Annotated in this window: 26 protein-coding genes; 13 read left to right on the forward strand and 13 right to left on the reverse strand. The window is 72.1% G+C overall.

Annotation, left to right across the window (positions count from 1 at the left end):
• The first annotated feature begins 1 nt into the window (after position 1).
• On the forward strand, positions 2–436 hold the full coding sequence (locus ACFZAT_RS13540) for a hypothetical protein (RefSeq protein ID WP_391263845.1): 435 nt from the start codon (positions 2–4) through the stop codon (positions 434–436).
• A gap of 25 nt (positions 437–461) precedes the next feature.
• Here ACFZAT_RS13540 and ACFZAT_RS13545 read toward each other — a convergent pair whose 3' ends face one another.
• A complete protein-coding gene (locus ACFZAT_RS13545; RefSeq protein WP_391263847.1) occupies positions 462–968 on the reverse strand; it encodes a GNAT family N-acetyltransferase in 507 nt (168 codons plus the stop codon).
• Positions 969–1172: 204 nt separating this feature from the next.
• Entirely contained in the window at positions 1173–2357 is a 1185-nt protein-coding gene (locus ACFZAT_RS13550) for a glycerophosphodiester phosphodiesterase family protein (protein WP_391263849.1), read from the reverse strand.
• A 234-nt stretch (positions 2358–2591) separates the two neighbouring features.
• On the opposite strand from ACFZAT_RS13550, the gene ACFZAT_RS13555 reads away from it, so the two are divergent.
• Entirely contained in the window at positions 2592–3263 is a 672-nt protein-coding gene (locus tag ACFZAT_RS13555) for a 1-acyl-sn-glycerol-3-phosphate acyltransferase (protein WP_073967842.1), read from the forward strand.
• Between the two features lie 71 nt (positions 3264–3334).
• Here ACFZAT_RS13555 and ACFZAT_RS13560 read toward each other — a convergent pair whose 3' ends face one another.
• The 4 genes from ACFZAT_RS13560 to argH all read right to left on the reverse strand — a co-directional run bounded on the left by ACFZAT_RS13560 (position 3335) and on the right by argH (position 7961).
• Positions 3335–4879 carry an MFS transporter gene (locus ACFZAT_RS13560; RefSeq protein WP_391263852.1) on the reverse strand — a complete coding sequence of 515 codons (1545 nt, stop codon included), beginning with the start codon at positions 4877–4879 and terminating at the stop codon, positions 3335–3337.
• Positions 4876–5427 (reverse strand): TetR family transcriptional regulator, encoded by a 552-nt coding sequence (locus tag ACFZAT_RS13565; RefSeq protein WP_391263854.1) that lies wholly within the window; start codon positions 5425–5427, stop codon positions 4876–4878. Before ACFZAT_RS13565 ends, ACFZAT_RS13560 begins: the two co-directional genes overlap by 4 nt.
• 63 nt (positions 5428–5490) lie before the next feature.
• Positions 5491–6462 carry an aldo/keto reductase gene (locus tag ACFZAT_RS13570; RefSeq protein WP_391263856.1) on the reverse strand — a complete coding sequence of 324 codons (972 nt, stop codon included), beginning with the start codon at positions 6460–6462 and terminating at the stop codon, positions 5491–5493.
• 65 nt (positions 6463–6527) lie between these two features.
• Entirely contained in the window at positions 6528–7961 is a 1434-nt protein-coding gene (gene argH, locus ACFZAT_RS13575; protein WP_391263858.1) for an argininosuccinate lyase, read from the reverse strand.
• A gap of 130 nt (positions 7962–8091) precedes the next feature.
• Here argH and ACFZAT_RS13580 point away from each other — a divergent pair, with 130 nt between their 5' ends.
• The gene (locus ACFZAT_RS13580; protein WP_391263860.1) at positions 8092–9279 is read left to right on the forward strand and encodes a HEAT repeat domain-containing protein; all 1188 of its coding nucleotides are present in this window, start codon (positions 8092–8094) and stop codon (positions 9277–9279) included.
• A gap of 49 nt (positions 9280–9328) precedes the next feature.
• Positions 9329–10036 (forward strand): L,D-transpeptidase family protein, encoded by a 708-nt coding sequence (locus tag ACFZAT_RS13585; protein WP_391263862.1) that lies wholly within the window; start codon positions 9329–9331, stop codon positions 10034–10036.
• Here ACFZAT_RS13585 and ACFZAT_RS13590 read toward each other — a convergent pair.
• From ACFZAT_RS13590 to argC, 5 genes are read right to left on the reverse strand one after another with little or no spacing between them, the layout of a single operon-like run.
• Positions 10033–10569, reverse strand: coding sequence for an arginine repressor (locus tag ACFZAT_RS13590; protein ID WP_018103822.1), 537 nt, complete (start codon positions 10567–10569; stop codon positions 10033–10035). The two genes, ACFZAT_RS13585 and ACFZAT_RS13590, sit on opposite strands and share 4 nt — an antisense overlap.
• Before the next feature lie 10 nt (positions 10570–10579).
• The gene (locus ACFZAT_RS13595) at positions 10580–11791 is read right to left on the reverse strand and encodes an acetylornithine transaminase (protein ID WP_391263864.1); all 1212 of its coding nucleotides are present in this window, start codon (positions 11789–11791) and stop codon (positions 10580–10582) included.
• A complete protein-coding gene (argB, locus tag ACFZAT_RS13600; protein WP_391263866.1) occupies positions 11788–12690 on the reverse strand; it encodes an acetylglutamate kinase in 903 nt (300 codons plus the stop codon). The genes ACFZAT_RS13595 and argB overlap by 4 nt, the downstream gene beginning before the upstream one ends.
• A complete protein-coding gene (gene argJ / locus ACFZAT_RS13605) occupies positions 12687–13841 on the reverse strand; it encodes a bifunctional glutamate N-acetyltransferase/amino-acid acetyltransferase ArgJ (RefSeq protein ID WP_391263868.1) in 1155 nt (384 codons plus the stop codon). Before argJ ends, argB begins: the two co-directional genes overlap by 4 nt.
• Positions 13838–14866 carry an N-acetyl-gamma-glutamyl-phosphate reductase gene (gene argC, locus ACFZAT_RS13610; protein ID WP_391263870.1) on the reverse strand — a complete coding sequence of 343 codons (1029 nt, stop codon included), beginning with the start codon at positions 14864–14866 and terminating at the stop codon, positions 13838–13840. Before argC ends, argJ begins: the two co-directional genes overlap by 4 nt.
• A 101-nt stretch (positions 14867–14967) precedes the next feature.
• On the opposite strand from argC, the gene ACFZAT_RS13615 reads away from it, so the two are divergent.
• The 4 genes from ACFZAT_RS13615 to ACFZAT_RS13630 all read left to right on the forward strand — a co-directional run bounded on the left by ACFZAT_RS13615 (position 14968) and on the right by ACFZAT_RS13630 (position 19182).
• Positions 14968–15402: a VOC family protein gene (locus ACFZAT_RS13615; protein ID WP_391263871.1), complete on the forward strand. Its 435-nt coding sequence runs from the start codon at positions 14968–14970 to the stop codon at positions 15400–15402.
• A 31-nt stretch (positions 15403–15433) separates the two neighbouring features.
• Positions 15434–16396 carry a helix-turn-helix domain-containing protein gene (locus ACFZAT_RS13620; protein WP_391263873.1) on the forward strand — a complete coding sequence of 321 codons (963 nt, stop codon included), beginning with the start codon at positions 15434–15436 and terminating at the stop codon, positions 16394–16396.
• A 129-nt stretch (positions 16397–16525) separates the two neighbouring features.
• Entirely contained in the window at positions 16526–17524 is a 999-nt protein-coding gene (gene gap, locus ACFZAT_RS13625; protein ID WP_391263875.1) for a type I glyceraldehyde-3-phosphate dehydrogenase, read from the forward strand.
• A 164-nt stretch (positions 17525–17688) separates the two neighbouring features.
• Positions 17689–19182 carry an FG-GAP-like repeat-containing protein gene (locus tag ACFZAT_RS13630; RefSeq protein ID WP_391263877.1) on the forward strand — a complete coding sequence of 498 codons (1494 nt, stop codon included), beginning with the start codon at positions 17689–17691 and terminating at the stop codon, positions 19180–19182.
• Positions 19183–19241: 59 nt separating this feature from the next.
• On the opposite strand, the gene ACFZAT_RS13635 is transcribed toward ACFZAT_RS13630, so the two are convergent.
• Entirely contained in the window at positions 19242–19646 is a 405-nt protein-coding gene (locus tag ACFZAT_RS13635; RefSeq protein WP_391263879.1) for a DUF5997 family protein, read from the reverse strand.
• 58 nt (positions 19647–19704) lie between these two features.
• On the opposite strand from ACFZAT_RS13635, the gene ACFZAT_RS13640 reads away from it, so the two are divergent.
• The 5 genes from ACFZAT_RS13640 (at position 19705) to ACFZAT_RS13660 (ending at position 24791) form a co-directional block, all read left to right on the forward strand.
• A complete protein-coding gene (locus tag ACFZAT_RS13640) occupies positions 19705–20487 on the forward strand; it encodes a LysR substrate-binding domain-containing protein (RefSeq protein ID WP_391263881.1) in 783 nt (260 codons plus the stop codon).
• A gap of 39 nt (positions 20488–20526) precedes the next feature.
• On the forward strand, positions 20527–21039 hold the full coding sequence (locus tag ACFZAT_RS13645) for a DUF664 domain-containing protein (protein WP_391263882.1): 513 nt from the start codon (positions 20527–20529) through the stop codon (positions 21037–21039).
• Between the two features lie 45 nt (positions 21040–21084).
• A complete protein-coding gene (locus ACFZAT_RS13650) occupies positions 21085–21582 on the forward strand; it encodes a peptidylprolyl isomerase (RefSeq protein WP_391263884.1) in 498 nt (165 codons plus the stop codon).
• 129 nt (positions 21583–21711) lie between these two features.
• Positions 21712–22467, forward strand: coding sequence for a Clp protease N-terminal domain-containing protein (locus tag ACFZAT_RS13655; RefSeq protein WP_391263886.1), 756 nt, complete (start codon positions 21712–21714; stop codon positions 22465–22467).
• A 77-nt stretch (positions 22468–22544) separates the two neighbouring features.
• A complete protein-coding gene (locus tag ACFZAT_RS13660) occupies positions 22545–24791 on the forward strand; it encodes an MMPL family transporter (RefSeq protein WP_391263888.1) in 2247 nt (748 codons plus the stop codon).
• Here the strand turns inward: ACFZAT_RS13660 and ACFZAT_RS13665 are convergent.
• On the reverse strand, positions 24751–25314 hold the full coding sequence (locus ACFZAT_RS13665) for a histidine phosphatase family protein (protein ID WP_391263890.1): 564 nt from the start codon (positions 25312–25314) through the stop codon (positions 24751–24753). The genes ACFZAT_RS13660 and ACFZAT_RS13665 overlap by 41 nt on opposite strands.
• Between the last annotated feature and the right edge of the window lie 125 nt (positions 25315–25439).

The raw sequence follows: 25439 nt of genomic DNA on the forward strand, positions 1-25439 counted from the left end.
CGTGACCGACACCGACACCACGCAGGCGGCGCCCGGCGAGAAGCGGCCCTTCGACCTCGGCACCGGTCCCGGCCGGGTCCTCGTCTGGTTCTACGGCGTGTTCACCGTGGCCGCGGCGTCCCGTTCGATCGTCCAGATGATCCTGGACTTCGGCCGCGCACCCCTGGCCTATGTGCTGTCGGCGGTCGCCGCGCTCGTCTACGGCTTCATCACGTACTCGCTGGTGCGCGGCGGCGAGCGGGCGCGCCGGACGGCGCTGGTGTGCTGCGCGGCCGAGCTGGCCGGGGTGCTGATCGTGGGCACGTGGACGCTGGTGGAGCCGTCCGCGTTCGCCGACGCGACCGTGTGGTCGTACTGCGGCCGGGACTACCTGTTCATCCCGGTGATCCTGCCGGTCACCGGGATGATGTGGCTGCGCCGCGCCCGGACCGCTTGAGAGCCCGCGCGCGGCGCGTGTACGACTAGGCGCTGGCCACGTACGCGGTCGGGGCCTGGGCCTCCTTCTCCAGCAGGATCATCATGACCCCGTCGCTGCCCGGGGCGTTGCCCACGGCGGCGTAGCCCGCGCGCTGGTAGAGCCTCAGGTTGGCCTCGCTGCGATGGCCGGTGTGCAGCCGGAAGCGGGTGGCGGCGCGCTCGTCGGCGAGGCCCGCCTCCGCCGCGCGCAGCAGCCGGGCGCCGAGCCCGTGGCCGCGCAGGCGGGGGTGGACGCAGAGCCTGCCGATCTGGCCGGTACCCTCGTCGTCGGTCGAGCCCCGCACCGAGCCGACGACCTGGTCGCCGAGCCGTGCCACGTAGACCAGGTTCTCCGCGATCTCGGCGCGTACCGAGTCGAGGGTCTGGACGAGCGGGTCGATGCGGTAATTGCCGTACAGCTCCGCCTCGCTCTGGAAACAGAGGTACTGCAGCTTCAGAATCTCTTCGGCGTCCCGCACGTCCGCCGCCGAGATGGTCACGCTCATGCCCATGTGCGCATGCCTCCCGCTCACCTGATCCGCCGGTTGTCTCCCGCTCCTTTCCCACGGTTCAGGAGCGACAACCTCCGCCGCGAGCATTCTGCGCAGACATCCAAGGCATCGGGAACGGATGGGGCCCAAACTCCCCTGTGACATAGCCAACTCCCCTGCGATGTGACGGGAGCCGGTTACTGACGGGGAGTCGGGCCCGCCGCTCTAGTTCTTGGCGTTCCTCGCCTTCTGCGCCGTGAAGTCCGCCGCCGCGAGCAGGGCGGTGTCCGGGTTGTCGGAGAAGATGCCGTCGATCCCGGTCGCGAAGTACGCGGCGAACGCGCCGAACGCGTCCCCGTACGCGTTGGGGTCGCTGCCGCGCCGGAAGTCGGCGGGCAGGAAGGTGTTCTCGTTGCGCATCGTGTACGGGTGGAGGACGAGGCCCTGCGCGTGGGCGTCGCGCACCAGGGTGGTGGGCTCGGTGAGCCGGCCGGTGGCGTCCTTGGGGATGACCAGGTCCAGGGTGGGACCGATGCCCTGCGCGAAGGAGGCCATCCACTTCAGGCCCGCCGGCTTCACCAGGTCGTCCGTGGTGCGCGGGTCGCCGGACACCTCGAAGTCCCAGGGCTTGGTGCCCGTGCCGGAGAGCAGGACGATGCGCGGGGCCGCGACGAGCCGGGCCAGGCGCTGGACGCTGCCGGGTTCGAAGGACTGGAGGATCACCGGCGACTGGGCGCGGTGGCGTCCGTAGCGGCGCAGCAGCTTGGCGAGCGGCTCCTCCAGGCCGAGTCCGAGGCCCCGGAAGTAGGTGGGGTGCTTGGTCTCGACGTACAGCCAGACGGGCTTCCCGCGGCGGCGGCCCTCGCGGTCGGCCCAGCGCAGGACCTCCTCGAAGGTGGGGACCTCCCAGCGGCCGTCGTACAGCGTGTTCTTCTGGCGATTGGCCGGGATGCGCTCCTTGGCGCGGAGCGTCTTGAGCTCGGCGAGGGTGAAGTCCTCGGTGAACCAGCCGGTGAGGGGGACGCCGTCGACGGTCTTGGTGGTCCGGCGGTTCGCGAACTCGGGGTGCGCGGAGACGTCGGTGGTGGCGGTGATGTCGTTCTCGTGGCGGCAGACGAGGTGGCCGTCGCGGGTGGGGACGAGGTCCTGCTCGATGATGTGCGCACCCATGTCCAGGGCGAGCTGGTAGGAGCCCAGGGTGTGTTCGGGGCGGTAGCCGCTGGTGCCCCGGTGGCCGATGACGGTCGGGACCGGCAGGTCGAGGCGGTGGCCGCCGTGGCCCCCGTGTCCGCCGTTCCGGTCGGCCGCCTGCGCCGTTGTGGTGACGCCCAGGGCGGCGGTGCCGAGGACGGCTGCCCCCGCCCCGATGACGGTCCGGCGTCCCGGCGCGGCCTGTGCACGCTCTGTCATGAATGCTCCTCACATGTGATGTACGGCACCTGTCGAGCGAGGATCGAGCGTAGGCAGAGGTACGGTCCTGGGGGCGGCACCTGGACGAACATGGCGCGAACACACGTCAACACGGTGTATCCGATGCGTGAACCCGATGTGCGATCGGCCGGTACCCGCGAGTATCGTCCTCACCTGCATGGACCTTTACAATCCGTCACCCCGGCCGGCCCGGCCACTACACCGGAGGAAGCGTTGTCCCGTCTCGCACTCATCAAGGCAGTGCTCGGACCGATCCTGCGCCTGATGTTCCGTCCCCGGATGGAGGGCATCGAGAACATTCCGGGCAGCGGGCCGGTGATCCTGGCGGGCAACCATCTGACGTTCATCGACTCGATGATCATGCCGATCTGCTGCGACCGTCCGGTGTTCTTCATCGGCAAGGACGAGTACGTGACGGGCAAGGGACTCAAGGGCCGGCTGATGGCCTGGTTCTTCACGGGCGTCGGCATGATCCCGGTGGACCGGGACGGCGGGCGCGGCGGTGTCGCCGCGCTGATGACGGGGCGCCGGATCCTGGAGGAGGGCAAGGCGTTCGCGATCTATCCGGAGGGCACCCGCTCCCCCGACGGCCGGCTCTACCGGGGCCGTACGGGCATCGCGCGGCTGACGCTGATGACGGGTGCGCCGGTGGTGCCGTTCGCGATGATCGGCACGGACAAGCTCCAGCCCGGCGGCTCGGGTCTGCCCCGGCCGGGCAAGGTGACGGTGCGCTTCGGTGAGCCGATGGAGTTCTCGCGCTACGAGGGCATGGACCGCGACCGCTATGTGCTGCGGGCGGTGACCGACTCCGTGATGGCCGAGGTGATGCGCCTGTCCGGCCAGGAGTACGTGGACATGTACGCGACCAAGGCGAAGGCCGCCTGACCCGGCGAAGCGTACGAGAGGGCCCGCCCCCGGTCTCGGGGGCGGGCCCTCTCGCGCAGGCGGGCCCGGTCCTACTCGTGCACGATGCCCTCCTCCAGCTCCTGCCCGCGCAGCAGGAACCAGGCGGCGGCCGCCGTCGCCACGAGGACGACGGCGCCGACGACCGAGGCGAGGTGCAGCCCGTCCACGAACGCGTCCTGGGCCGAGGAGACCAGCGCGTGGGCCTCGTGCGGCGGCAGCAGGTGCGAGGACTCCACGGCGCCGCCGAGTGATTCGTGCGCGGCGTCCGAGACGGCGGGCGGGGTGCCGGGCGGGGCCTGGAAGCTCTTGTAGGCCCCGGTCACGATGGAGCCGAGCAGTGCGATGCCGAGCGCCGCGCCCAGTTCGTACGCCGTCTCGGAGACCGCGGATGCGGCGCCCGCGTGCTCCTTGGGGACGCTGGAGAGGATGACGTCGGACGTCACGGTGAACGCGAAGCCCGCGCCCACGCCGACGATCAGGAGCAGCGCGCCGATCAGCGGGTAGGCCGTGTCCCGGTGGACGGCGGCGACCGCGGCGAGCGCCAGGCCGATCGCGCCGAGCCCGCCCGACACCACGGTCCGCACGGTGAACCTCCGGGCGACCGTACCGGCCAGCAGGCCCGCGGTGACGGCCCCCACGGCGGCGGGGAGTTCGGCGAGCCCGGCCTCCAGGGGGCCGCGGCCCTGGACGAGCTGGAGGAACTGGGAGAGGAAGAAGACGATCCCGGACAGGCCGAGGATGGTCAGCAGGTCGGCGAGGACCGCGCCGGAGAAGCCCCGGTGGTGGAAGAGCCGCATGTCCAGCAGCGGGGCGGGGAGCCGGAACTGACGGCGTACGAACCAGATCAGTGCCAGCAGGCCGACGACGCCCACCAGGGCGGAGGTCCAGCTCGTGCCGTGCGCGGCCATCTCCTTGATGGCGTAGACGACCCCGATCATCCCGACCAGCGAGAGGCCCACGCTCGGCAGGTCCCACGGTCCGGGCGCCGGGTTCTTCGACTCGGGGATCATCTTGATGCCGACCGCCACGAGCACCGCCATGACGGGCAGGTTGATCAGGAAGACCGAGCCCCACCAGAAGTGTTCGAGGAGGAATCCGCCGACGACGGGCCCGACTGCGGCGCCGGCCGAAGCCATCGCACCCCAGATGCCGATGGCGAGGCTGCGCTCGCGGGGGTCGTGGAAGAGGTTGCGGATCAGGGCCAGGGTGGACGGCATCAGGGTGGCCCCCGCGACGCCGAGCAGAGCGCGCGCCACGATCATCATCTCGGGCGTGTGCGCGTAGGCGTTGAGCACCGAGACCGCGCCGAAGGCGGTGGCGCCGCAGAGCAGCAGCTTCTTGCGGCCGATGCGGTCGCCGAGGCTGCCCATGGAGACCAGGAGCCCGGCGATGACGAAGGAGTAGACGTCACCGATCCAGAGCAGCTGGGTGCCGGTCGGCTCCAGGTCCTCGCTGAGGAAGGGGGTCGCCAGGCCGAGCACGGTCGCGTCGACGGCCACCAGCAGTACGGCGAGGACGAGGACGGCCAGCGCGATCCACCGCCCGGGGCGGTACGGATCGACGGGGGGCTCCGGGTGCTCTTCGACGCTGCTCATTGCTCCACGCTCCGGCGTGCGCCGCCGAGCAGCAACTCGGCGATCATGTACGGAAAGTCCCGTGCGGCCACCCGGCCCGCCTGAACGGCCCACGCCCCGCTGCCGATGAGCCCGTACAGCGCCTCGGTCAGCCAGGCCGGAGTCAGGTCGATGCGGAATTCGCCGCGCTCCTGGCCGCGCCGGAAGAAGGCGGCGACACGGGCGTCCAGCCGGTCCCAGCCGGCGTTCTGGTCGCCGTCCTCCCAGAGCTGGTTCTCCGTCACGAGGAAGGAGAGCAGTCCGGCGCTCGGCTCGACGGCGACGACGAACCGGCGCAGCGCCTCCTCGCTCGTGCCCTCGTCCATCGCGGCGGCGTCGAGCGCCGCCTCGAACTCCTGGATGCCCAGCTCCTCCAGCGCCCTGACCAGGGCGTTCCGCCCGGCGAAGTGCCGGTGCAGGGTGGCACGCCCGATGCCGGCCGCCTTGGCGACCTCGTCCATGGTGGCGGTGGATTTGCGGGTCAGCAGGGCGGCGGCACTGCGCAGCACCTGCTCACGATCAAGAGTCATGAGACGAGACTAACCCGAATGAGACGCCAATGTCTCATTCGGGCGAGTGTCGTGCCGGCGGTGTCAGCTCCAGGGCAGCGAGGCCCGGTGCCGCCAGTACGCTTCCGGCTCCTCCACCAGGGCCTCCAGCCTGGCCCGGCGCTCCTCGTCGAGGACGGGGACGGTCGCGTGGAGGTTCCCGGAGAGCTGGGCGACGGTGGCCGCGCCGGAGAGCACGACGCCGGCCCACGGCTGGTGGAGCACCAGGGCGAGGGCGACCGCGTCGGCCCCGAGCCCTTCCTCGTCCGCGATCTCCCGGACGACGGCGGGCACCTGGTCACCGGCGAGCCTGCCGTTGGCCATGCCCTCCTTGACGATGACCGTCAGCCCGGCGGCGTGCGCCTCGGCGAGCGCGGGGCCCGCCGAGGTCTCCAGCGCGTTGTAGGTGGCCTGGACCGTACGGAAGAGGGGGGCGCCGTCGACCGTGACGGCGAGGGCGGCGAGGATCGCCTCGGCCTGGGCGGGGCCGCTGGTGGAGATGCCGACGCTGACGCCCTGTGCGGCCAGTTCGGCGAGGCGGGCGTGCAGCTCCTTGTCGGCGAGCGCCGGGCTGTCCGGGGTGACCGAGTGGATCTGGTAGAGGTCCAGCCGGTCGCCGAGCAGGGCGGCGGTCTCGGCGCGCTGGCGTTCGAACGCGGCGAGGCTGTGGTCCTTGACCTCGTGCGTCTGCGCGTCGAGGCCCCAGTCGGCGGTGTAGGTGTAGCCCCATTTGCTGCCGACGACGACGTCGTCCGCCTCGGGGTGCGCGGCCAGCCAGCCGGCCAGGAACTCCTCGGCGCGCCCGTAGGAGCGGGCGGCATCGAAGTAGCGGACGCCCTGCGCGTAGGCGGCGTCGAGGAGTTCGTGCGTACGGTCCCGCAGGGCGTCGGGCGAGCGGTCCTGGGGCAGATCGCGGTCGCGGTGGAGGTTGATGTAGCCGGGCCGGCCGACGGCGGCCAGGCCGAGCCCGATGTGGGCGGTGGGGGTGGTCGCTTCGGACAGTCGGGCGAACGGCATCGCGGGCTCCTCGTCGTCGGGCAGGACGCGCCTACCCTTCAACGTAGCCCGCGATGCCTTTCCGGCTACTTACGCGCGTCCGCCCAGGCGTGCTGCACGGCGAGGTCGGCCTTGACCTCGGCCAGCTGGGCGGCGACGGCGGAGGGGGCGGTGCCGCCGCGACCGCTGCGGGAGGCGAGGGCGCCGGCCACGTTGAGGACGGTACGGACCTCCGGGGTCAGGTGCTCGGAGATCTTCGCGAACTGCTCGTCCGTCAGCTCGTCCAGCTCGATGCCGTGGTGCTCGCACTCCTTGACGCACTCACCGGCCACCTCGTGGGCGACGCGGAACGGCACACCCTTCTTGACCAGCCACTCCGCGATGTCGGTGGCGAGCGAGAAGCCGGCCGGAGCCAGCTCCTCCATGCGCTCCCGGTTGACGGTGAGCGTCGCCATCATGCCGGTGAAGGCGGGGAGCAGGACCTCCAGCTGGTCACAGGAGTCGAAGACCGGCTCCTTGTCCTCCTGGAGGTCGCGGTTGTACGCGAGCGGGAGGGCCTTGAGCGTGGCCAGCAGGCCCGTGAGGTTGCCGATGAGCCGGCCCGACTTGCCCCGGGCGAGCTCGGCGATGTCCGGGTTCTTCTTCTGCGGCATGATCGAGGAGCCGGTCGAGAAGGCGTCGTGCAGCGTGACGAAGGAGAACTCCTTCGTGTTCCAGATGATGATCTCCTCGGCGATCCGGGAGAGGTTGACGCCGATCATCGCGGTGACGAACGCGAACTCGGCGACGAAGTCCCGGGACGCCGTGCCGTCGATCGAGTTGCCCACCGAGCCCCGCTCGAAGCCGAGGTCGGCGGCGACCGCCTCCGGGTCGAGACCGAGCGAGGACCCGGCCAGCGCGCCGGAGCCGTACGGCGAGACGGCGGTCCGCTCGTCCCACTGCCGCAGCCGCTCCGCGTCCCGGGACAGGGCCTGGACGTGGGCCAGGACGTGGTGGGCGAAGAGCACCGGCTGGGCGTGCTGGAGGTGCGTGCGGCCGGGCATGGCGACGTCCGGGTGCGCCTCGGCGAGGCCGACCAGGGCGTCCTGGAGGCCGGCGATCAGGGAGCCGATGATGCGGGCGTGGTCGCGCAGGTACATCCGGAAGAGCGTGGCGATCTGGTCGTTCCGGGACCGCCCGGCCCGGAGCTTGCCGCCGAGGTCGGGGCCCAGCCGCTCCAGCAGGCCGCGCTCCAGGGCGGTGTGGACGTCCTCGTCGGCGATGGTGCCGGTGAAGGAGCCGTCGGCCACGTCCGCTTCGAGCTGGTCGAGCCCGGCGGTCATCCGGTTCAGCTCGTCCTCGGTGAGCAGACCGGCCTTGTTGAGGACGCGGGCGTGGGCACGGGAGCCGGCGATGTCGTACGGCGCGAGGCGCCAGTCGAAGTGGACGGACGCGGACAGCCGGGCCAGCGCCTCGGCCGGTCCGTCGGCGAAGCGGGCGCCCCAGAGACGTACGTCGCCGTTGCCGTTGCCGTTGCTCACTACGTGCTCCTCGGAAGTGCCACGATCGTTGATAGGCATAACTATGCAGAGCTCTGCATGCTTTGTCAAAGCGGATGCCGGGCGTGCCCGGCCGCGGGTACGGTCGGTTGCCGGACCACCTGGGGGGATCATGGACCACGCATGGACAGCGGTGCGGCGCCTCGCCGAGGGCCGGCCCCTGCGCGAAGCGCTCTGCGGTCGGGACTCCGCTGAGGACTGGGTGGCACTCGACCTGGCGGTGCGGTATCCGCCCTGGTACGCCCCGGACGGGTGGGATGCGTCGGCCCGGGACGCCGCACCGGCCGAACCCGGGACCGCCCTCGCCCTGTGCCACCCCAGCGGCCGGATCCGGGAGGCCGCGCTCGACCGGGTGGCCCGCTACCCGGATCTGCTGCCCCTGCTCGTGGTGCGGTGCACGGACTGGGCGGCTCCGGTACGTCAGCGGGCCCGGGCCCTGCTCGCCGAGGCGCCCGCCGCCGGGCTCGTCGCGCGGGCGGAGCTGATCCTGCTCCTGGGCCGGCGCGAGCGGGGCGGGTTCGCCGTGGAGCTGCTGGACCGGGCGCTGCGCGAGGGCCCCGCCGAGCACCTGCACCCGCTCCTGGGAAGCGCCGACCGGGCGACGCTCCGGTTCGCCCACCGCGTCGCCGTCGAGCGCGGACTGCTGCCGGCGGTCCGGCTGGCCCGCATCGCCGCGCGCTCGGGGGATGCCGTCCTCCAGGACCTGTGCGCCGAGGCGGCCGTCGCCGCGGTGCGCGGGACGGGCCGCGACGACGGCGTACTCGACATCCTGCTGACGGGCCGCTCGGGCCGCGTCCGGGCCGCCGGAGTCACCGCGCTGCGGCGCGCCGGACGGTACGAGGAGGCGCGGGCCCACCTGACGGACCGTTCGGGCGTGGTGCGGGCCTGCGCCCGGTACGTGGTGCGCCAGGGCGGGACCGATCCGCTGCCGCTGTACCGGGAGCTGTGCACCCGCGAGGCCGTCGCGCCGGGGGCCGCGGCCGGGCTCGGCGAGTGCGGGGACCGGAAGGCGGACGCGGACACGCTGTGGGCGCTGGTCCGCCACCCGGACCCGGCCGTGCGCGCCCAGGCGGTGACCGGGCTGCGGGCGCTGGACGTGGTGGGGAGGGAGGGGCTGATGCCGTTGCTGGACGACCCGTCATCCGCCGTCGTCCGGGCGGCGACCCGGGCCCTGCTCCCCCACGCGGCCGAGTTCCCGGTGGAGTGGCTGCGCGAGCGCGACAGCCCGGAGTCGCGGCGGGCGGTGCGGGTGGGGGCGCAGCGGCTGCTGCGGGCGGCCGGCCGGCCCTACGCCGGCTGACGAGACATTTCGGGGGCGGCCGGACGGTGAGCGGCCTAAAGTCCGTGGCATGCGAAGACTTATGACCACCGCCGCCGTTCTGCTGGCCCTCGGCACCGTCGTCGGGGCCGGCCGGCCCCCGCTGGCCACCGCCCCGCTGCCGAATCGGCTCACCGACACGGGCGGCGGCACCCAACTGATCACCGCCATGGCGGACTCCACCTCGTCCACCGCCGGCACCCTCACCTGGTGGGACCTGCGCGACGGGAAGTGGGTCGCCGCCGGGACCGCCGCCGCCCGGTTCGGCTCGAAGGGGCTCACCGAGGGCAGCACCCGGCGGCAGAGCACGTACACGACGCCGACCGGCCTCTACGACCTGCCGTACGCCTTCGGGGTCAAGGCCGCACCCGCCGGCACGCGCTACTCGTACCGGCAGGCCACCACCAAGTCCTGGTGGTGCGAGGACAACGAGGCCGCCGCCTACAACCGCTGGGTCGAGCCGCTGCCCTCGGACTGCCGGGCGTCGGAGTCCGAGCAGATCACCGCGTACCCCACGCAGTACGCCCGCGCGCTCGTGATCGGCTTCAACTACGACAAGCCGGTACGCGGCCGGGGCGCCGGGATCTTCCTGCACGTCAACGGGTCCGGCGCGACCGCCGGTTGCGTCTCCGTACCGGCGGACGCGATGGACCGCATCCTGGCCTGGGCCGACCCGGCCCGCAGCCCGCACATCGCGATCGGCACCGTCGCCGGCGCGACCGCGATCACCAACTACTAGCGCTCGTTCTGCGCAAGCCGCAGCAGATGGTCGGCGAGCGCCTGCCCGCCGGCCGGATCGCGGCTGATCAGCATGAGCGTGTCGTCGCCCGCGATGGTGCCGAGGATGTCGTGCAGTTCGGCCTGGTCGATGGCCGAGGCGAGGAACTGCGCGGCGCCCGGGGGCGTACGCAGCACCACCAGGTTGGCCGAGGCCTCCGCCGAGATCAGCAGCTCGGCGGAGAGCCTGCGCATCCGCTCCTCCTTGGCCGAGCCGCCCAGCGGGGCCTGCGGGGTGCGGAAACCGCCCTCGCTCGGCACCGCGTAGATCAGCTCGCCGCCGGTGTTGCGGATCTTCACCGCGCCCAGCTCGTCCAGGTCACGGGAGAGCGTCGCCTGGGTGACGCTCAGCCCGTCGTCGCTGAGGAGCTTGGCCAGCTGGCTCTGCGAGCGCACCGGCTGCCGGTTGAGGATGTCCACGATCCGGCGGTGGCGCGCCGTGCGGGTCTGCGGCACCGACGGCCCGCCGAACTCGGATTCCTGCGCCTCGGTCATCGTCGTCGCCTCATTCTCCGGAGTACTTCTCTCCGGATCGTCCGTCCCCGTATGCCGCGTCGAGGGCACCCGGCAGCGCCCGGAGGAACGCGTCCACCTCCGCGTCCCCGATGGTCAGCGGCGGCATCAGCCGCAGCACATCGGGCGCGGGCGCGTTGACCAGGAGACCGGCCCCCTGAGCCGCCTGTTGCGCCTGGGGCGCGAGGGGCTCGGTGAGCACGATACCCAGCAGCAGCCCGGAGCCCCGGACGTGGGAGACCAGCGGGTGGTTCAGCGCCTCCACGCCCTCCCGGATGCGCTCGCCGAGCCGCTTCACCTGATCGAGGGCGCCGTCGGCGGCCAGCGTGTCCAGGACCGCGAGGCCGGCGGCGCAGGCGACCGGGTTGCCGCCGAACGTCGTGCCGTGCTGGCCGGGTGCGAGGAGGTCGGCCGCCGCGCCGAAGGCGACCGCGGCGCCGATCGGGAGTCCGCCGCCGAGCCCCTTGGCGAGGGTGACGACGTCGGGCTCGACGCCCTGGTGGGCCTGGTGCTCGAACCACGTGCCGCACCTGCCGATGCCGGTCTGGACCTCGTCCAGGACGAGCAGGGTGCCGGTGGCCCGGGTGATCTCCCGGGCGGCCTCCAGATAGCCCTTGGGCGGGACCACGACGCCGTTCTCGCCCTGGACCGGCTCGATGATCACGAGCGCGGTCTCGGTGGTGACGGCGGACCGCAGCGCCTCCACGTCCCCGTACGGCACATGGGTGACGTCGCCGGGGAGCGGGGTGAACGCCTCGCGCTTCTTGGGCTGGCCGGTGAGCGCGAGGGCGCCCATGGTCCGGCCGTGGAAGCCGCCGTCGGTGGCGACCATGTGGGTGCGCCCGGTCAGCCGGCCGATCTTGAAGGCGGCCTCGTTGGCCTCGGCACCCGAGTTGCAGAAGTAGACCCTGCCGGTGCGGCCGAAGAGCGAGAGGAGCCGTTCGGCGAGCGCGACGGGGGGCTCGGCGATGTACAGGTTGGAGACGTGCCCGAGGGTGGAGATCTGGGCGGTGACCGCCTCCACCACGGCCGGGTGGGCGTGGCCCAGGGCGTTGACCGCGATGCCGCCGACGAAGTCGAGGTACTCGGTGCCGTCCGCGTCCCACACGCGGGCCCCCTCGCCGCGCACGAGGGACAGCTTCGGGGTGCCGTAGTTGTCCATCAGTGCGTGCTGCCACCGCTGCGAAAGCTCGGCGTTGCTCATGACTCCCCCTGTGCGTCGGGCACGACCATCGTGCCGATTCCCTCGTCGGTGAAGATCTCCAGCAGGATCGAGTGCTGGACCCGGCCGTCGATGACGCGGGCGGTCTCCACTCCGTTGCGTACGGCGTGCAGGCAGCCCTGCATCTTGGGCACCATGCCGCTGGACAGCTCGGGCAGCAGCTTCTCCAGCTCGGTGGCGGTGAGCCGGCTGATCACGTCGTCGCTGTTCGGCCAGTCCTCGTACAGGCCCTCGACGTCGGTGAGGACCATCAGCGTCTCGGCGTTCAGCGCGGCGGCGAGTGCGGCGGCCGCGGTGTCGGCATTGACGTTGTAGACGTGGTTGTCCTCGGCGGACCGGGCGATGGAGGAGATGACCGGGATGCGGCCGTCGTCCAGCAGGGCCTGGATGGCGCCGGTGTCGATGGCGGTGATCTCGCCGACCCGGCCGATGTCGACGAGCTCGCCGTCGATGGTGGGCCGGTGCTGTATGGCGGTGATGGTGTGGGCGTCCTCGCCGGTCATGCCGACGGCGAGCGGCCCGTGCTGGTTGAGCAGGCCGACGAGCTCGCGCTGGACCTGACCGGCGAGCACCATGCGGACGACGTCCATCGCTTCGGGCGTGGTGACGCGCAGGCCGGCCTTGAACTCGCTGACCAGGCCCTGCTTGTCGAGCTGGGCGCTGATCTGGGGGCCGCCGCCGTGCACGACGACGGGCTTGAGGCCCGCGTGGCGCAGGAAGACGACGTCCTGGGCGAAGGCCGCCTTCAGCTCCTCGTCGATCATGGCGTTGCCGCCGAACTTGATGACGACGGTCTTGCCGTTGTGCCGGGTCAGCCAGGGCAGGGCCTCGATGAGGATCTGCGCCTTCGGGAGTGCGGTGTGCTTCCGCGCCGTCGTCATGAGCTGTACGCGCTGTTCTCGTGGACGTAGTCCGCCGTGAGGTCATTGGCCCAGATGACGGCGGACTCGGTGCCCGCGGCGAGGTCGGCGGTGATCCGGACCTCCCGGAAGCGCATGTCGACCAGGTCGCGGTCCTCGCCGACCGAGCCCTTGCGGCAGACCCACACGTCGTTGATCGCGACGTTGAGCGCGTCCGGCTCGAAGGCTGCCTTGGTGGTGCCGATGGCGGAGAGCACCCGGCCCCAGTTGGGGTCCTCGCCGTGGATGGCGCACTTGAGGAGGTTGTTGCGGGCGATGGAGCGGCCCACCTCGACGGCGTCGTCCTCGGTCGCGGCGTTGACGACCTCGATGCGGATGTCCTTGGAGGCGCCCTCGGCGTCCCCGATGAGCTGCCGGGCCAGGTCGTCGCAGACGGTCCGGACGGCCTCGGCGAACTCCTTCTGCTCCGGGGCGATCCCGCTGGCGCCGGAGGCCAGGAGCAGCACGGTGTCGTTGGTGGACATGCAGCCGTCCGAGTCGACCCGGTCGAAGGTGGTGCGGGTCGCGTCGCGCAGGGCGGCGTCGAGACCGGCGGCGTCCACGTCGGCGTCGGTGGTGAGCACGACGAGCATGGTGGCCAGGCCCGGGGCGAGCATGCCGGCGCCCTTGGCCATGCCGCCGACGGTCCAGCCCTCGCCGCCGGCGACGGCGGTCTTGTGCACGGTGTCGGTGGTCTTGATGGCGATGGCGGCCTTCTCGCCGCCGTGCTGGCTGAGCGCCGCCGCGGCCTTCTCGATGCCCGGGAGCAGCTTGTCCATGGGGAGCAGGATGCCGATGAGCCCGGTCGACGCGACGGCGATCTCGCCCGCGCTGTGGCCCTGCAGCACCTCGGCGGCCTTCTCGGCGGTGGCGTGGGTGTCCTGGAAGCCCTGCGGGCCCGTGCAGGCGTTGGCGCCGCCGGAGTTGAGGACGACGGCGGAGACCTCGCCGCCCTTGAGGACCTGCTCGGACCAGAGGACCGGCGCGGCCTTGACGCGGTTGGAGGTGAAGACGCCCGCGGCGGCGCGGCGCGGACCGTCGTTGACCACGAGGGCCAGGTCCGGGTTGCCGTTCTCCTTGATTCCGGCGGCGATGCCCGCCGCCGAGAATCCCTGTGCTGCCGTGACGCTCACGGTGCGACTCCGATCGTGGAAAGACCTGTGTCCTCGGGCAGTCCGAGGGCGATGTTCATGGACTGCAGGGCCCCGCCCGCGGTGCCCTTGGCGAGGTTGTCGATGGCGCTGATCACGATGATCCGCCCGGCCGCCTCGTCGTACGCGACCTGGACCTGCACCGCGTTGGAGCCGTACACGGCGGCGGTGGCGGGCCACTGCCCCTCGGGCAGCAGGTCCACGAACGGCTCGTCCGCGTACGCCTTCTCGTAGGCGGCGCGTACGCTCTCGGCACTCGTCCCGGGCTTCGCCTTCGCGCTGCACGTGGCGAGGATGCCGCGCGGCATGGGCGCGAGGGTCGGCGTGAACGAGACGGTGACCGGCTCGCCGGCGGCGGCACTGAGGTTCTGGACCATCTCGGGCGTGTGGCGGTGGACGCCGCCGACCCCGTACGGCGACATGCTGCCCATCACCTCGGAGCCGAGCAGGTGCGGTTTGGCCGCCTTGCCGGCGCCGGAGGTCCCGGACGCGGCGACGATCACGGCCTCGGGCTCGGCGAGCTGGGCCGCGTACGCCGGGTACAGCGCGAGCGACACGGCGGTCGGGTAGCACCCCGGCACCGCGATCCGCATGCTGCCCGCGAGGGCGGAGCGGCCACCGGGGAGTTCGGGCAGGCCGTAGGGCCAGGTGCCGGCGTGCGGCGATCCGTAGAATTTCTCCCAGTCGCCGGCGTCCCGGAGCCGGAAGTCGGCGCCCATGTCCACCACCAGGACCTCGTCGCCGAGCTGTTCGGCCACGGCGGCGGACTGGCCGTGCGGCAGGGCCAGGAAGACGACGTCGTGCCCGGCGAGCACGTCGGCGGTGGTCGGCTGGAGGACGCGGTCCGCCAGGGGGCGCAGGTGCGGTTGGAGGGCGCCGAGGGGCTGGCCCGCGTTGGAGTTGGCGGTGAGTGCGCCGATCTCCACCTCGGGGTGGGCGAGCAGCAGACGGAGCAGTTCCCCGCCCGCGTAACCGCTCGCTCCTGCCACTGCTGCGCGTACCGCCATGAAAAGCCTCCTCATCGATGGCATGACTATACGCAGTGATGCACTTTTATGCAAAGAATCCGCTTGAATCGCCGTGCGGGGCCGCGTCTAGGGTGACTCCCATGTCAACGATCAAGAAGTTCCAGGTGACCTTCGACTGCGCGGACCCCGAGCGCGTGGGGCGTTTCTGGTGCGCGGTGCTGGGATACGTGGCGCCGGAGCCGCCGGAGGGGTTCGACTCCTGGGACGCGTACAACGCCTCGCTGCCGGCGCAGGAGCGGAACACCTGGTTCGCGGCCTCCGATCCCACCGGGGCCGGTCCGCGCATGTACTTCCAGAAGGTTCCCGAGGGCAAGGTCGCCAAGAACCGGCTGCACCTCGACGTCCGGGTGGGTACCGGGCTCAGGGGCGAGGAGCGGCTTGCCGTGCTGGAGGCCGAGTGCGCGCGGCTCCTCCCGCTCGGCGCGGTGCGCGGGAAGCTGCTGCTGGCCGACGAGGAGAACGAGTCCTGCCTCAACATGCAGGACGTCGAGGGCAACGAGTTCTGCCTCGACTGATCGCGGCGGCGCGGCACGTACGCTCGCGCCCATGCCCTCCCCCGCACCCCGTCTGCACCGCGTCGCCGTCCTCGTCCTCGACGGGGCGAAGCCGCTCGACGTGGGCATCCCGGCCCAGGTGTTCACGACCCGGGCGAGCATGCCGTACGAGGTACGGGTGTGCGGGGCGGCCCCCGGGCTGGTGACCGGGGGCGACGGTCTCGCGTACCACGTCACGCACGGGCTCGCCGCGCTGGCCTGGGCGGACATCGTCTTCGTGCCCGGGTACCGGCAGCCGGACCGGGAGGATCCGCCGCGGGCCGTAATCGAGGCCCTCGTGGCCGCGCACGGGCGCGGGGCGCGGCTCGCCGCCATCTCGACCGGGGCGTTCGCGCTCGCCGCGACCGGTCTGCTCGACGGCCGCCGGGCCACCACGCACTGGCACTACACGCGCGCGCTCGCCGCGAAGTACCCGCTGATCCGGGTGGACGAGAACGTGCTGTTCGTGGACGAGGGCAGCGTCCTCACCTCGGCCGGGGCCGCGTCCGGGATCGACCTCTGCCTGCACGTCCTGCGCGGCGACCTGGGGATCGCCGCCTCCAACCACGCGGCCCGGCGGCTCGTCGCCGCCCCGTACCGCAGCGGCGGGCAGGCGCAGTACGTGCCGCGCAGCGTGCCCGAGCCGCTCGGCGAGCGGTTCGCGGCCACCCGGGAATGGGCCCTGCACCGGCTCGGTGAACCCCTCACGCTCGACGCGCTGGCCCGGCACGCGGCGGTCTCGCCGCGCACGTTCTCGCGGCGGTTCGCGGAGGACACCGGGTACACCCCGATGCAGTGGGTGATGCGGGCCCGTATCGACATGGCCCGCGAACTCCTCGAACGCTCGGAGCGGGCCGTCGAGCAGATCGCCGCCGATGTGGGGCTCGGGACCGGCGCGAACCTGCGGCTGCACTTCCAGCGCATCCTGGGCACCACCCCGAGCGAGTACCGGCGCACCTTCACCCGGGGCGAATAGGGGCGAAGGGGAGGTGGACCGCCGCCACGCCCCACTGGCGGGATCCTTGCGGACCGTGGCGATCACGCCGCTGTCCGGGGCGTGCGGCGAGCGCGATCGTGGAGGGCGAAGAGAGAAGGGACATCTCACGTGACTCGCATCGCCATCAACGGATTCGGCCGCATCGGACGCAACGTGCTGCGCGCGCTGCTCGAACGCGACAGCGACCTCGACCTGGTCGCCGTCAACGACCTCTCGGAGCCCGCCACCCTCGCCCGGCTGCTGGCGTTCGACACCACCGCGGGCCGCCTCGGCCGCCCGGTCACCGTGGACGGGGACACCCTCGTCGTGGACGGCCGCCGCATCAAGGTGCTCGCCGAGCGGGAGCCCGCGCGGCTGCCCTGGGCCGAGCTGGGCGTCGACATCGCCGTGGAGGCCACCGGCCGCTTCACCTCGGCGAAGGCCGCCCGCGCCCACCTCGACGCCGGAGCGCAGCGGGTGCTGGTCGCCGCGCCGTCGGACGGGGCGGACGTGACGCTCGCTTACGGCGTCAACAGCGACGCGTACGACCCCGAACTGCACACGATCGTGTCGAACGCCTCCTGCACCACCAACGCGCTCGCCCCGCTGGCCAAGGTCCTGGACGACCTCGCCGGCATCGAGCACGGCTTCATGACGACCGTGCACGCCTACACCCAGGAGCAGAACCTCCAGGACGGCCCGCACCGCGACGCCCGCCGCGCCCGCGCCGCCGGTGTGAACATCGTGCCGACCACGACCGGCGCCGCGAAGGCCATCGGACTGGTGCTGCCCCGGCTCGACGGCAAGCTGTCGGGCGACTCCATCCGGGTGCCGGTCCCGGTCGGGTCGATCGTGGAGCTGAACACCACCGTGGCCCGCGACGTGACGCGGGACCAGGTGCTCGACGCCTACCGGAAGGCGGCCGAGGGCCCGCTCGCGGGCGTACTCGAATACTCCGAGGACCCGCTCGTGTCGGCCGACATCACCGGCAACCCGGCGTCCTCCATCTTCGACTCGGAGCTCACCCGGGTCGACGGACGCCACATCAAGGTGTCCGCCTGGTACGACAACGAGTGGGGCTTCTCCAACCGGGTGATCGACACGCTCACCCTGCTGGCCGGCCGCTAGGAACGGACCCGGGGGCGGTCACCTGCCGCCCCCGACTGCCGTGCCCCCGGGCCGAGTTCACCTTCCGTTCGCCGTGCAACCTTCTCCGCGTCGTGCGTGTCTCCTATGCGAGCCCTCACACCTCGTACGCCATTGGCTCCCCGTACGCGACCAAGGAGAATTTTGTGGGCATTCGCACCATGCTGACCGTGGCCGTGTGTGCCGCCACGGCGCTGACCGGCGGCGTCGCCGTCGCGGCGCCGGGGGGCGCGCACGCGGGCACGGCCGGGGGAACGGCAAGCACCACGATCCGCGAGGACTTCGACGGCGACGGATACCAGGACGTCGTCGTCGGGTCTCCCAACGCGACGGTGGACGGGCAGCTCTCCGCCGGCTACCTCACCATCGCCTACGGCTCCGCCCAGGGCATCGGCCCCGCCCGCACGACGACCATCAACCAGAACACGCCGGGCGTGCCGGGCGAAGCCGGGGAGGGCCACAGCCTCGGCGTCCAGATGTACCCGGCCGATCTGGACCACGACGGTCTTACGGACCTCGCGCTGTACTCCAACGAATGGCTGCCGGAGCTGGACAACTACGGCTCCGTGATCATCCTGTGGGGCCGCACCGGCGGCATGACGGGTGAGGGCTCGGTGCGCGTTCCCGGCCCCGAGAGCGGCGACATGGGGAACAACCTGATCGCCGGCGACTTCAACGGCGACGGCGACGCGGACCTGATGATGGCGCACGGCTCGCAGGACGAGTACTTCGACCAGCGGAGCGTGCTCTACGGGCCGTTCAACCGGTCCGGGGAGCCCGCGCGCGAACAGTTCGTGCCCATGTTCACGTCGGACAGCCGCATGAGCACCCCCGCCAAGGGCGACTTCAACGGTGACGGCATCGACGACCTGATCACCTTCTACGGGTGGGAGGGGAACGTCGAGGGCACCCGGCTGTGGCTCGGCACCCCGCAGGGCCTGTCCACGACCTACAGCCGGCTGGACAGCGGCCGGGTCCCGGCCGTCGGCGACTTCGACAACGACGGCAAGGACGACCTGGCCCTCCGGCTGGTCCCGAACGCCAACGAGGAGGACTACCCCACGGACCCGGGCACCATCCGGATCCTCTACGGCTCCGCGACCGTTCCGGGCGCCACCCGGTCCCGGATCATCACGCAGGACACGGCGGGCGTCCCCGGGGTCAGCGAGAAGGGCGACCAGTTCGGCGCCCGGATGAACGCGGGCGACGTCAACGGCGACGGCTACGACGACCTGGCGGTGGGCGTTCCGTTCGAGGCCCTGGAGTCCAGGGCGGGCGCGGGCGCGGTGATCCTGCTCAAGGGCGGGCCCGGCGGGCTGAGCGGCACCGGAGCCAAGTCGTTCCACCAGGACACGGCGGGCATGCCCGGGGTGGCGGAGACGGGCGACCACTTCGGCGGTTCGGTGCGGCTGCTGGACGTGAACAAGGACGGCAAGGCGGATCTGACGGTCGGCGCCCCCGGTGAGGACCTGGAGGCGATCGCGGACGGCGGTGCGGTGTGGTCGCTGCGCGGCACCTCGGCGGGGCCGACGACGACCGGCGCCGTCGCGTTCAACCCGGTCGACCTGGGGCTCCTGGCGAAGAAGTCCCGGTTCGGCCTGAACCTGGCCGGTGACAACGGGCCCGGCGTCAGTAGCTGAACACGTACGAGGGGCCCCTTCCGCCGTTGCGGAAGGGGCCCCCGTACGTGCTGCGGGTGTTAGGCGCGCTCGTCGCGCCCCTTCGCCTCGCGCTCGGCGTTCCGCTCCTTGATGCGGATGTTCTCCTTGCGGACGTCCGCCTGGGTGGCGCGCTCCTTCCGCAGCCACTCGGGGTCGTCCTGCTTCAGGGCCTCGATCTGCTCGGTGGTCAGCGCCTCGGTGACTCCGCCGCGGGCCAGGCCCGAGATGGAGACGCCCAGCTTGGACGCGACGACGGGGCGGGGGTGCGGGCCGTTGTTCCGCAGGTCGCGCAGCCACTGGGGCGGATCGGCCTGGAGGGCCGCCAGCTCGGCGCGCGAGACGACACCCTCCTGGAATTCGGCGGGGGTGGCGTCGAGGTACACACCCAGCTTCTTCGCCGCGGTCGCGGGCTTCATCGTCTGGGCGGTCTGGTGGGACTTCATGAGGTCAAGGGTATCCAGCGCGTGCGGCGTCCTCGACCACGGCCGGTAACCTGGCGGGGTGACAGGCCCCGGAGCAACCCCCTCGTTCCGGCTGGCGTACGTCCCCGGAGTGACCCCCGCCAAGTGGGTGCGGATCTGGAACGAGCGCCTGCCGGACATCCCGCTGGAACTCGTCCAGGTCCCCGCCCACGGTGCCCAGGAGCTGCTGCGCGCCCATGGCGCCGACGCGGCGTTCCTCCGGCTGCCGGTGGAGGGCACTGATCTCAGCGCGATCCCGCTGTACACGGAGACCACGGTCGTCGTGGTCCCGAAGGACCACCTCATCGCGGCCGTGGACGAACTCTCGGTCGCGGAGCTGGCCGACGAGATCGTGCTCCACCCGATGGACGACGCCCTGCCCTGGGAGCAGTTGCCCGGCCGCCCGGCGCTGGAGCGGCCGGCGAGCACGGCGGACGCCGTCGAGCTGGTCGCGGCGGGCATCGGGGTCCTCGTGGTCCCCCAGTCGCTGGCCCGGCTGCACCACCGCAAGGACCTGACGTACCGGACGCTGACGGACGCGCCGGAGTCGCGCGTCGCGCTGTCCTGGCCGCAGGAGCAGACCACCGACCAGGTGGAGGACTTCATCGGCATCGTCCGCGGCCGTACGGTGAACAGCTCGCGCGGCCGCGCGGGTGCGGCGCCGGCCGCCCAGTCGAAGGACAAGGCCAAGCCGAAGCGCGCTTCCGGTACGGGGGCGGGGAAGGGCACCCGGGGCGGGGCGGGGGGCTCCGGCGGCTCCAGGACCGCCAAGGGCGCTCGCGGCGCCGCCGCCAAGCGCGGCAAGCCCCGCCGGAGGCCGTGACCGCCCCGTTGTCGGACCCGCCTGGCAGCATCGGGGAGCATGACGCACACCGAACGCCCGATGCCGCCCCTCGACGCCGACGAGCGCACCGGCCTGGAGAGCTGGCTCGACTTCTACCGGGCCACCGTGGCACAGAAGTGCGAGGACCTCACCGACGAGCAGGCGCGCAGCGCCTCCGTACCGCCGTCGTCGCTGACGCCGATGGGACTCGTCCAGCACCTCGCGGAGGTCGAGCGGAACTGGTTCCGGCGGATTCTGAACGGTGAGGACGTGCCGCCGCTGCACGGCCCGCCGGCCGGTCCGGGGGTCCACAGCGGAGGGTTCGGCCTCGCCGGGGACACCACCCTCGCCCAGGCCCTCGCGGCCTGGCAGGAGGAGATCGCCGTGTCCCGCACGGTCTGCGCCGGGCGCTCGCTGGAGGACTCGGCGCCCTTCATGGGCGGCGAGGTGAGGCTCCGCTGGATCTTCCACCACATGATCGGCGAGTACGCCCGCCACAGCGGTCACGCCGATCTGCTCCGCGAGCGGATCGACGGGAGCACCGGTGTCTGACGGCCCGGGCGTCGGGATCATCCGGGCGGATGTCAGGATGGTCGTATGACGAGCCAGGTTTACTTCGACATCACCATCAACGACGAGCCCGCCGGGCGGATCGTCTTCAATCTGTTCGACGAGATCGTTCCCAAGACCGCCGAGAACTTCCGCCAGCTGGCGACCGGCCAGAACGGCTTCGGTTACAAGGGCTCCTCCTTCCACCGTGTCATCCCGCAGTTCATGCTCCAGGGCGGCGACTTCACGCGCGGCGACGGCACCGGCGGCAAGAGCATCTACGGCAACAAGTTCCCCGACGAGAACTTCGAGCTGGCGCACACCAAGCCGGGGCTGCTCTCGATGGCCAACGCCGGCCCGAACTCGAACGGGTCGCAGTTCTTCATCACCACGATCGTGACGTCCTGGCTGGACGGCAAGCACGTCGTCTTCGGTGAGGTCGCCGACGAGGACAGCATGATCCTCGTCAAGCGCATCGAGGGCCTCGGCTCGCAGAGCGGCCGCACCCAGGCGAAGATCACCATCGCGGACTCCGGCATCCTCTGATCCCGGATCCCCGGCACACCGAACGCGCCGTCCGACGTTTCCCGTCGGGCGGCGCGTTTCTGCGTGCGGGGACACGTGCACTGTCAACCGATAGTTGACACCCCACGACTGTCAACTTACGGTTGACACATGACGAATCCCGTAGTCCCTTCGCAGCCCGTCCGTCTCGACGACCTGATCGACGCCATCAAGAAGGTCCACTCCGACGCCCTCGAACAGCTCCAGGACGCCGTCATCGCCGCCGACCACCTCGGCGACGTCGCCGACCACCTGATCGGCCACTTCGTGGACCAGGCCCGCCGCTCCGGCGCCTCCTGGACCGACATCGGCAGGAGCATGGGCGTGACCCGCCAGGCCGCCCAGAAGCGCTTCGTCGCCAAGGACCCCGGCGAGGGCACCGCCCTCGACCCGAGCCAGGGCTTCGGCCGCTTCACCGCGCGCGCCAAGAACGTGGTGATGGCCGCCCAGAACGAGGCCCGGGCCGCCGGCAACCCCGAGATCGGCACCGCACACCTCGTTCTGGGCCTGCTCAGCGAGCCCGAAGGACTCGCGGCGGCGTTCATCAAGGCGCAGGGCGTGGCCCTGGACGCCGTCCGGCAGGCGGCCACCGAGGCGCTGCCCCCGGCCACCGAGGGCGAGATCCCCGAGCTGATCCCGTACGACGGTGACGCGCGCAAGGCGCTGGAGCTCACCTTCCGCGAGGCCCTGCGGATGGGACACAACTACATCGGCACCGAGCACATCCTGCTCGCCCTGCTGGAGCACGAGGACGGCTCCGGCGTGCTCAGCGGCCTCGGCATCGACAAGGCGGCCGCCGAGCGGGCCATCGCCGAGGCGCTGGCCGTCCTCACGGCCGGCAAGCAGACGCCCGGCCAGGAGGGCTGACCTCCGTGCGGTGGAACCGCGCCGGCGGCTGAACGTGTCGCACCGGCCGCCCCGCGCGCGGCCTCTACGTTCTCCGGGTGAGTACGTACGAGGCAGGAGCGGGGCGGCGCGGGCGGCTCCTCCGGCTCGGTGAGTGGTGCGCCCGCCATTGCGTCGTGGTCCTGGTGCTGTGGCTGCTGGCCCTCGGCGGGCTGCACGTCCTGCAGAGCGCCTTCGGAGGCACGTACTCCGACGACTTCGATCTGTCCGGTACGCAGTCCAGCACCGGGGCCGGCCTGCTGCGGGCGCACGACCCGGCGGCGGGCGGCACCGGGGCGCAGGTGGTCCTGCACGACGCGCAGAAACCTCTGACGGACGTGAGCGGTCAGGTCGGCCAGGCGGTGGACAACCTGGCGAAGCTGCCGCACGTGCTGTCCGCCCAGAACCCGCTGCCCTCGTCGCCCTCGGACACCTCCACCGCGCTGTCGAAGGACGGGAAGACCGCGTACATCACCGTCCGTTTCGACGTGAACCCGACCTCGCTGGACGACTCCTACCTCGACCGGGTCGACACGGCGGTGAAGCCGCTGCGGAGCGCCGGGGTGCAGGTGGAGTACGGCGGTCCGCTCGGTGAGCTGGCCCGGCCCGAGACCAAGGACTTCACCAGTGAGGCCATCGGCTTCGTGGTCGCTGTGGTCGTCCTGCTCATCGGCTTCGGCAGTGTCCTCGCCGCGGGCATGCCGCTGGTCACCGCGCTGATCGCGGTGGTCGTCGGGGTGAGCTGCCTCGGACTGCTGGCCGCGCTCACCGCCTTCGCCAGTGTCTCGCCCACGCTGGCCACCATGATCGGGCTCGGCGTCGGCATCGACTACGCGCTCTTCCTGATCACCCGCCACCGCCAGCTCGTCATGGACGGCGACGACCCCGTGCGCGCCGCCGGGCGGGCGGTGGCCACCAGCGGGCGCGCCGTCCTGGTCTCCGGCTGCACGGTCGTCGTCGCGCTCGCCGGGCTGTACGTCTCGCGCGTGACGTTCATCGGCAAGCTCGGGGCCGCCGCCGCGGTCACCGTCGTCACCGCGGTCCTGGGCGCGCTCACCCTGGTTCCCGCACTGCTGGGGCTCGTGGGCCGGCGGATCGACCGCTTCCGGGTCCGGCCGCCGGTCGCCGAGGGCGGGGCCGGGGCGGGCGTCGCGCAGCAGGGCGGCTGGCACCGCTACGCGCGCCGGGTCGAGCGGCGGCCGTGGTGGTTCCTGGTCGCCGGCGCGGTCGTGGTGGGCGTCCTGGCCGTCCCGCTGTTCTCGATCCGGCTCGGGCACATCGACGACGGGGCCGATCCCACGAGCTTCACGGACCGGCGCGCGTTCGACCTGATCTCCACCGCGTTCGGGCCCGGTGCCAACGGGCCGCTGACCCTGGTGGTCGACCAGCGCCCGGTGCCGGACGCGGACCGTTCGGCGCTCGCGTCGGACCTGAAGAAGGCGCTCACGGACGTGCCGGGCGCGGCGAGCATCAGCGCGCTCCGGCCGACGAGCGACGACGCGCTGCTCGTCGGGACCGCGGTGTCGAAGGACGCCCCGCAGGACGCGGGGACGACGGAGCTGTTCGAGCGCCTCAAGGACGACGTGCTGCCGGAGGGGGTGTCGGGGACGGCCGCCTCGGGCTACGTGACCGGGACGACCGCCGCCCAGGAGGATTTCCTCGCGATCATCGCGGCCCGGCTGCCGGGGATCATCGCCGTGGTGGTGGGCCTCGCCTTCCTCATCATCCTGATCGTGTTCCGGGGTGTGCTGGTCGCGGTGAAGGCCGCCGTCCTCAACCTCCTTTCGATCGCCGCCTCGTACGGAGTGGTGGTGGCCGTCTTCCAGTGGGGCTGGGGCGGCCCGTCGCTGGGCGTGTCCGGGACGGTGCCGATCGAGAGCTATGTGCCGATGATGATGTTCGCCATCGTCTTCGGGCTGAGCATGGACTACGAGGTGTTCCTGATCTCCCGGGTGCACGAGGCGTGGCTGCGCACCCGGGACAGCCGGGACGCGGTGGCGCACGGCCTGGAGATCACGGCCCGGGTGATCACCTGCGCGGCACTGATCATGGTGAGCGTCTTCGCGGCGTTCATCCTCAGCGACGACATCGTGGTCAAGATGCTCGGCCTGGGCCTCGCGGTCAGCGTGCTGATCGACGCCACGGTCGTACGGCTGCTGCTCGTCCCGGCCGTGATGACGCTGCTGGGCCGCGCGGCGTGGTGGTCGCCGAGATGGCTGGACCGGGTGCTGCCGCACATCGACACGGAGGGCGGGGCCGCCGCCGCTACTCCAGGCGCAGGCACCAGCGGCGGGAGCGGCCGGTGAGGGTGACGGTGGAGAGCGGGCCGACGTCGACGTTCCAGTACGTGGCCGGCGGGGCCTTCAGCGCGTAGACGAGGGCGGCCCGGACCACGGCCGGTTCGGCGACGGCGACGATCGCGCCGTCGCAGGCGGGGCGGGTGTCCAGCCAGCCGCCTATCCGCGAGATGAACGCCAGCAGCGGTTCCCCACCGTGCGGCGCGGAGCGCGGGTCCGCCAGCCAGGCGTCCACGGCCGCCGGTTCGAGGGTGGTGACCTCGGCGAGCGTACGGCCCCGCCAGCGCCCCATGTCGCAGTCGCGCAGGGCCGGTTGCACCAGCGGGCGGAAGCCCAGCGCCTCGCCGGTCGCGCGGCTGCGCGGGGTCGGCGAGCAGTAGCGCAGCTCGGCGGAGCCCAGGGGCGCCAGGGCCGGGGCGGCGAACTGCACCGCGTACCAGCCGGCCTCGTCGAGCGGCCGGTCGTCATCGAAGCGCTCGCCGAGCAGGGCGGAGCCGCGCGCCGCGGCGAGGAGCGTGACCCGAACACTCATGGCCGCGATCGTGAGGCGCAACGCGACCCGGGTCAAGAGGGCGTTCGTGCACACCTGGGGCCCTTCGTTCTGATCAGCCCGCGAGCCCGGCACGATCCGGACGAAGGGTCCTGCGCCCGAGTGGG

Origin of the sequence: Streptomyces sp. NPDC008163 (assembly GCF_042956885.1) — a bacterium.
GTDB lineage: Bacteria > Actinomycetota > Actinomycetes > Streptomycetales > Streptomycetaceae > Streptomyces > Streptomyces drozdowiczii_A.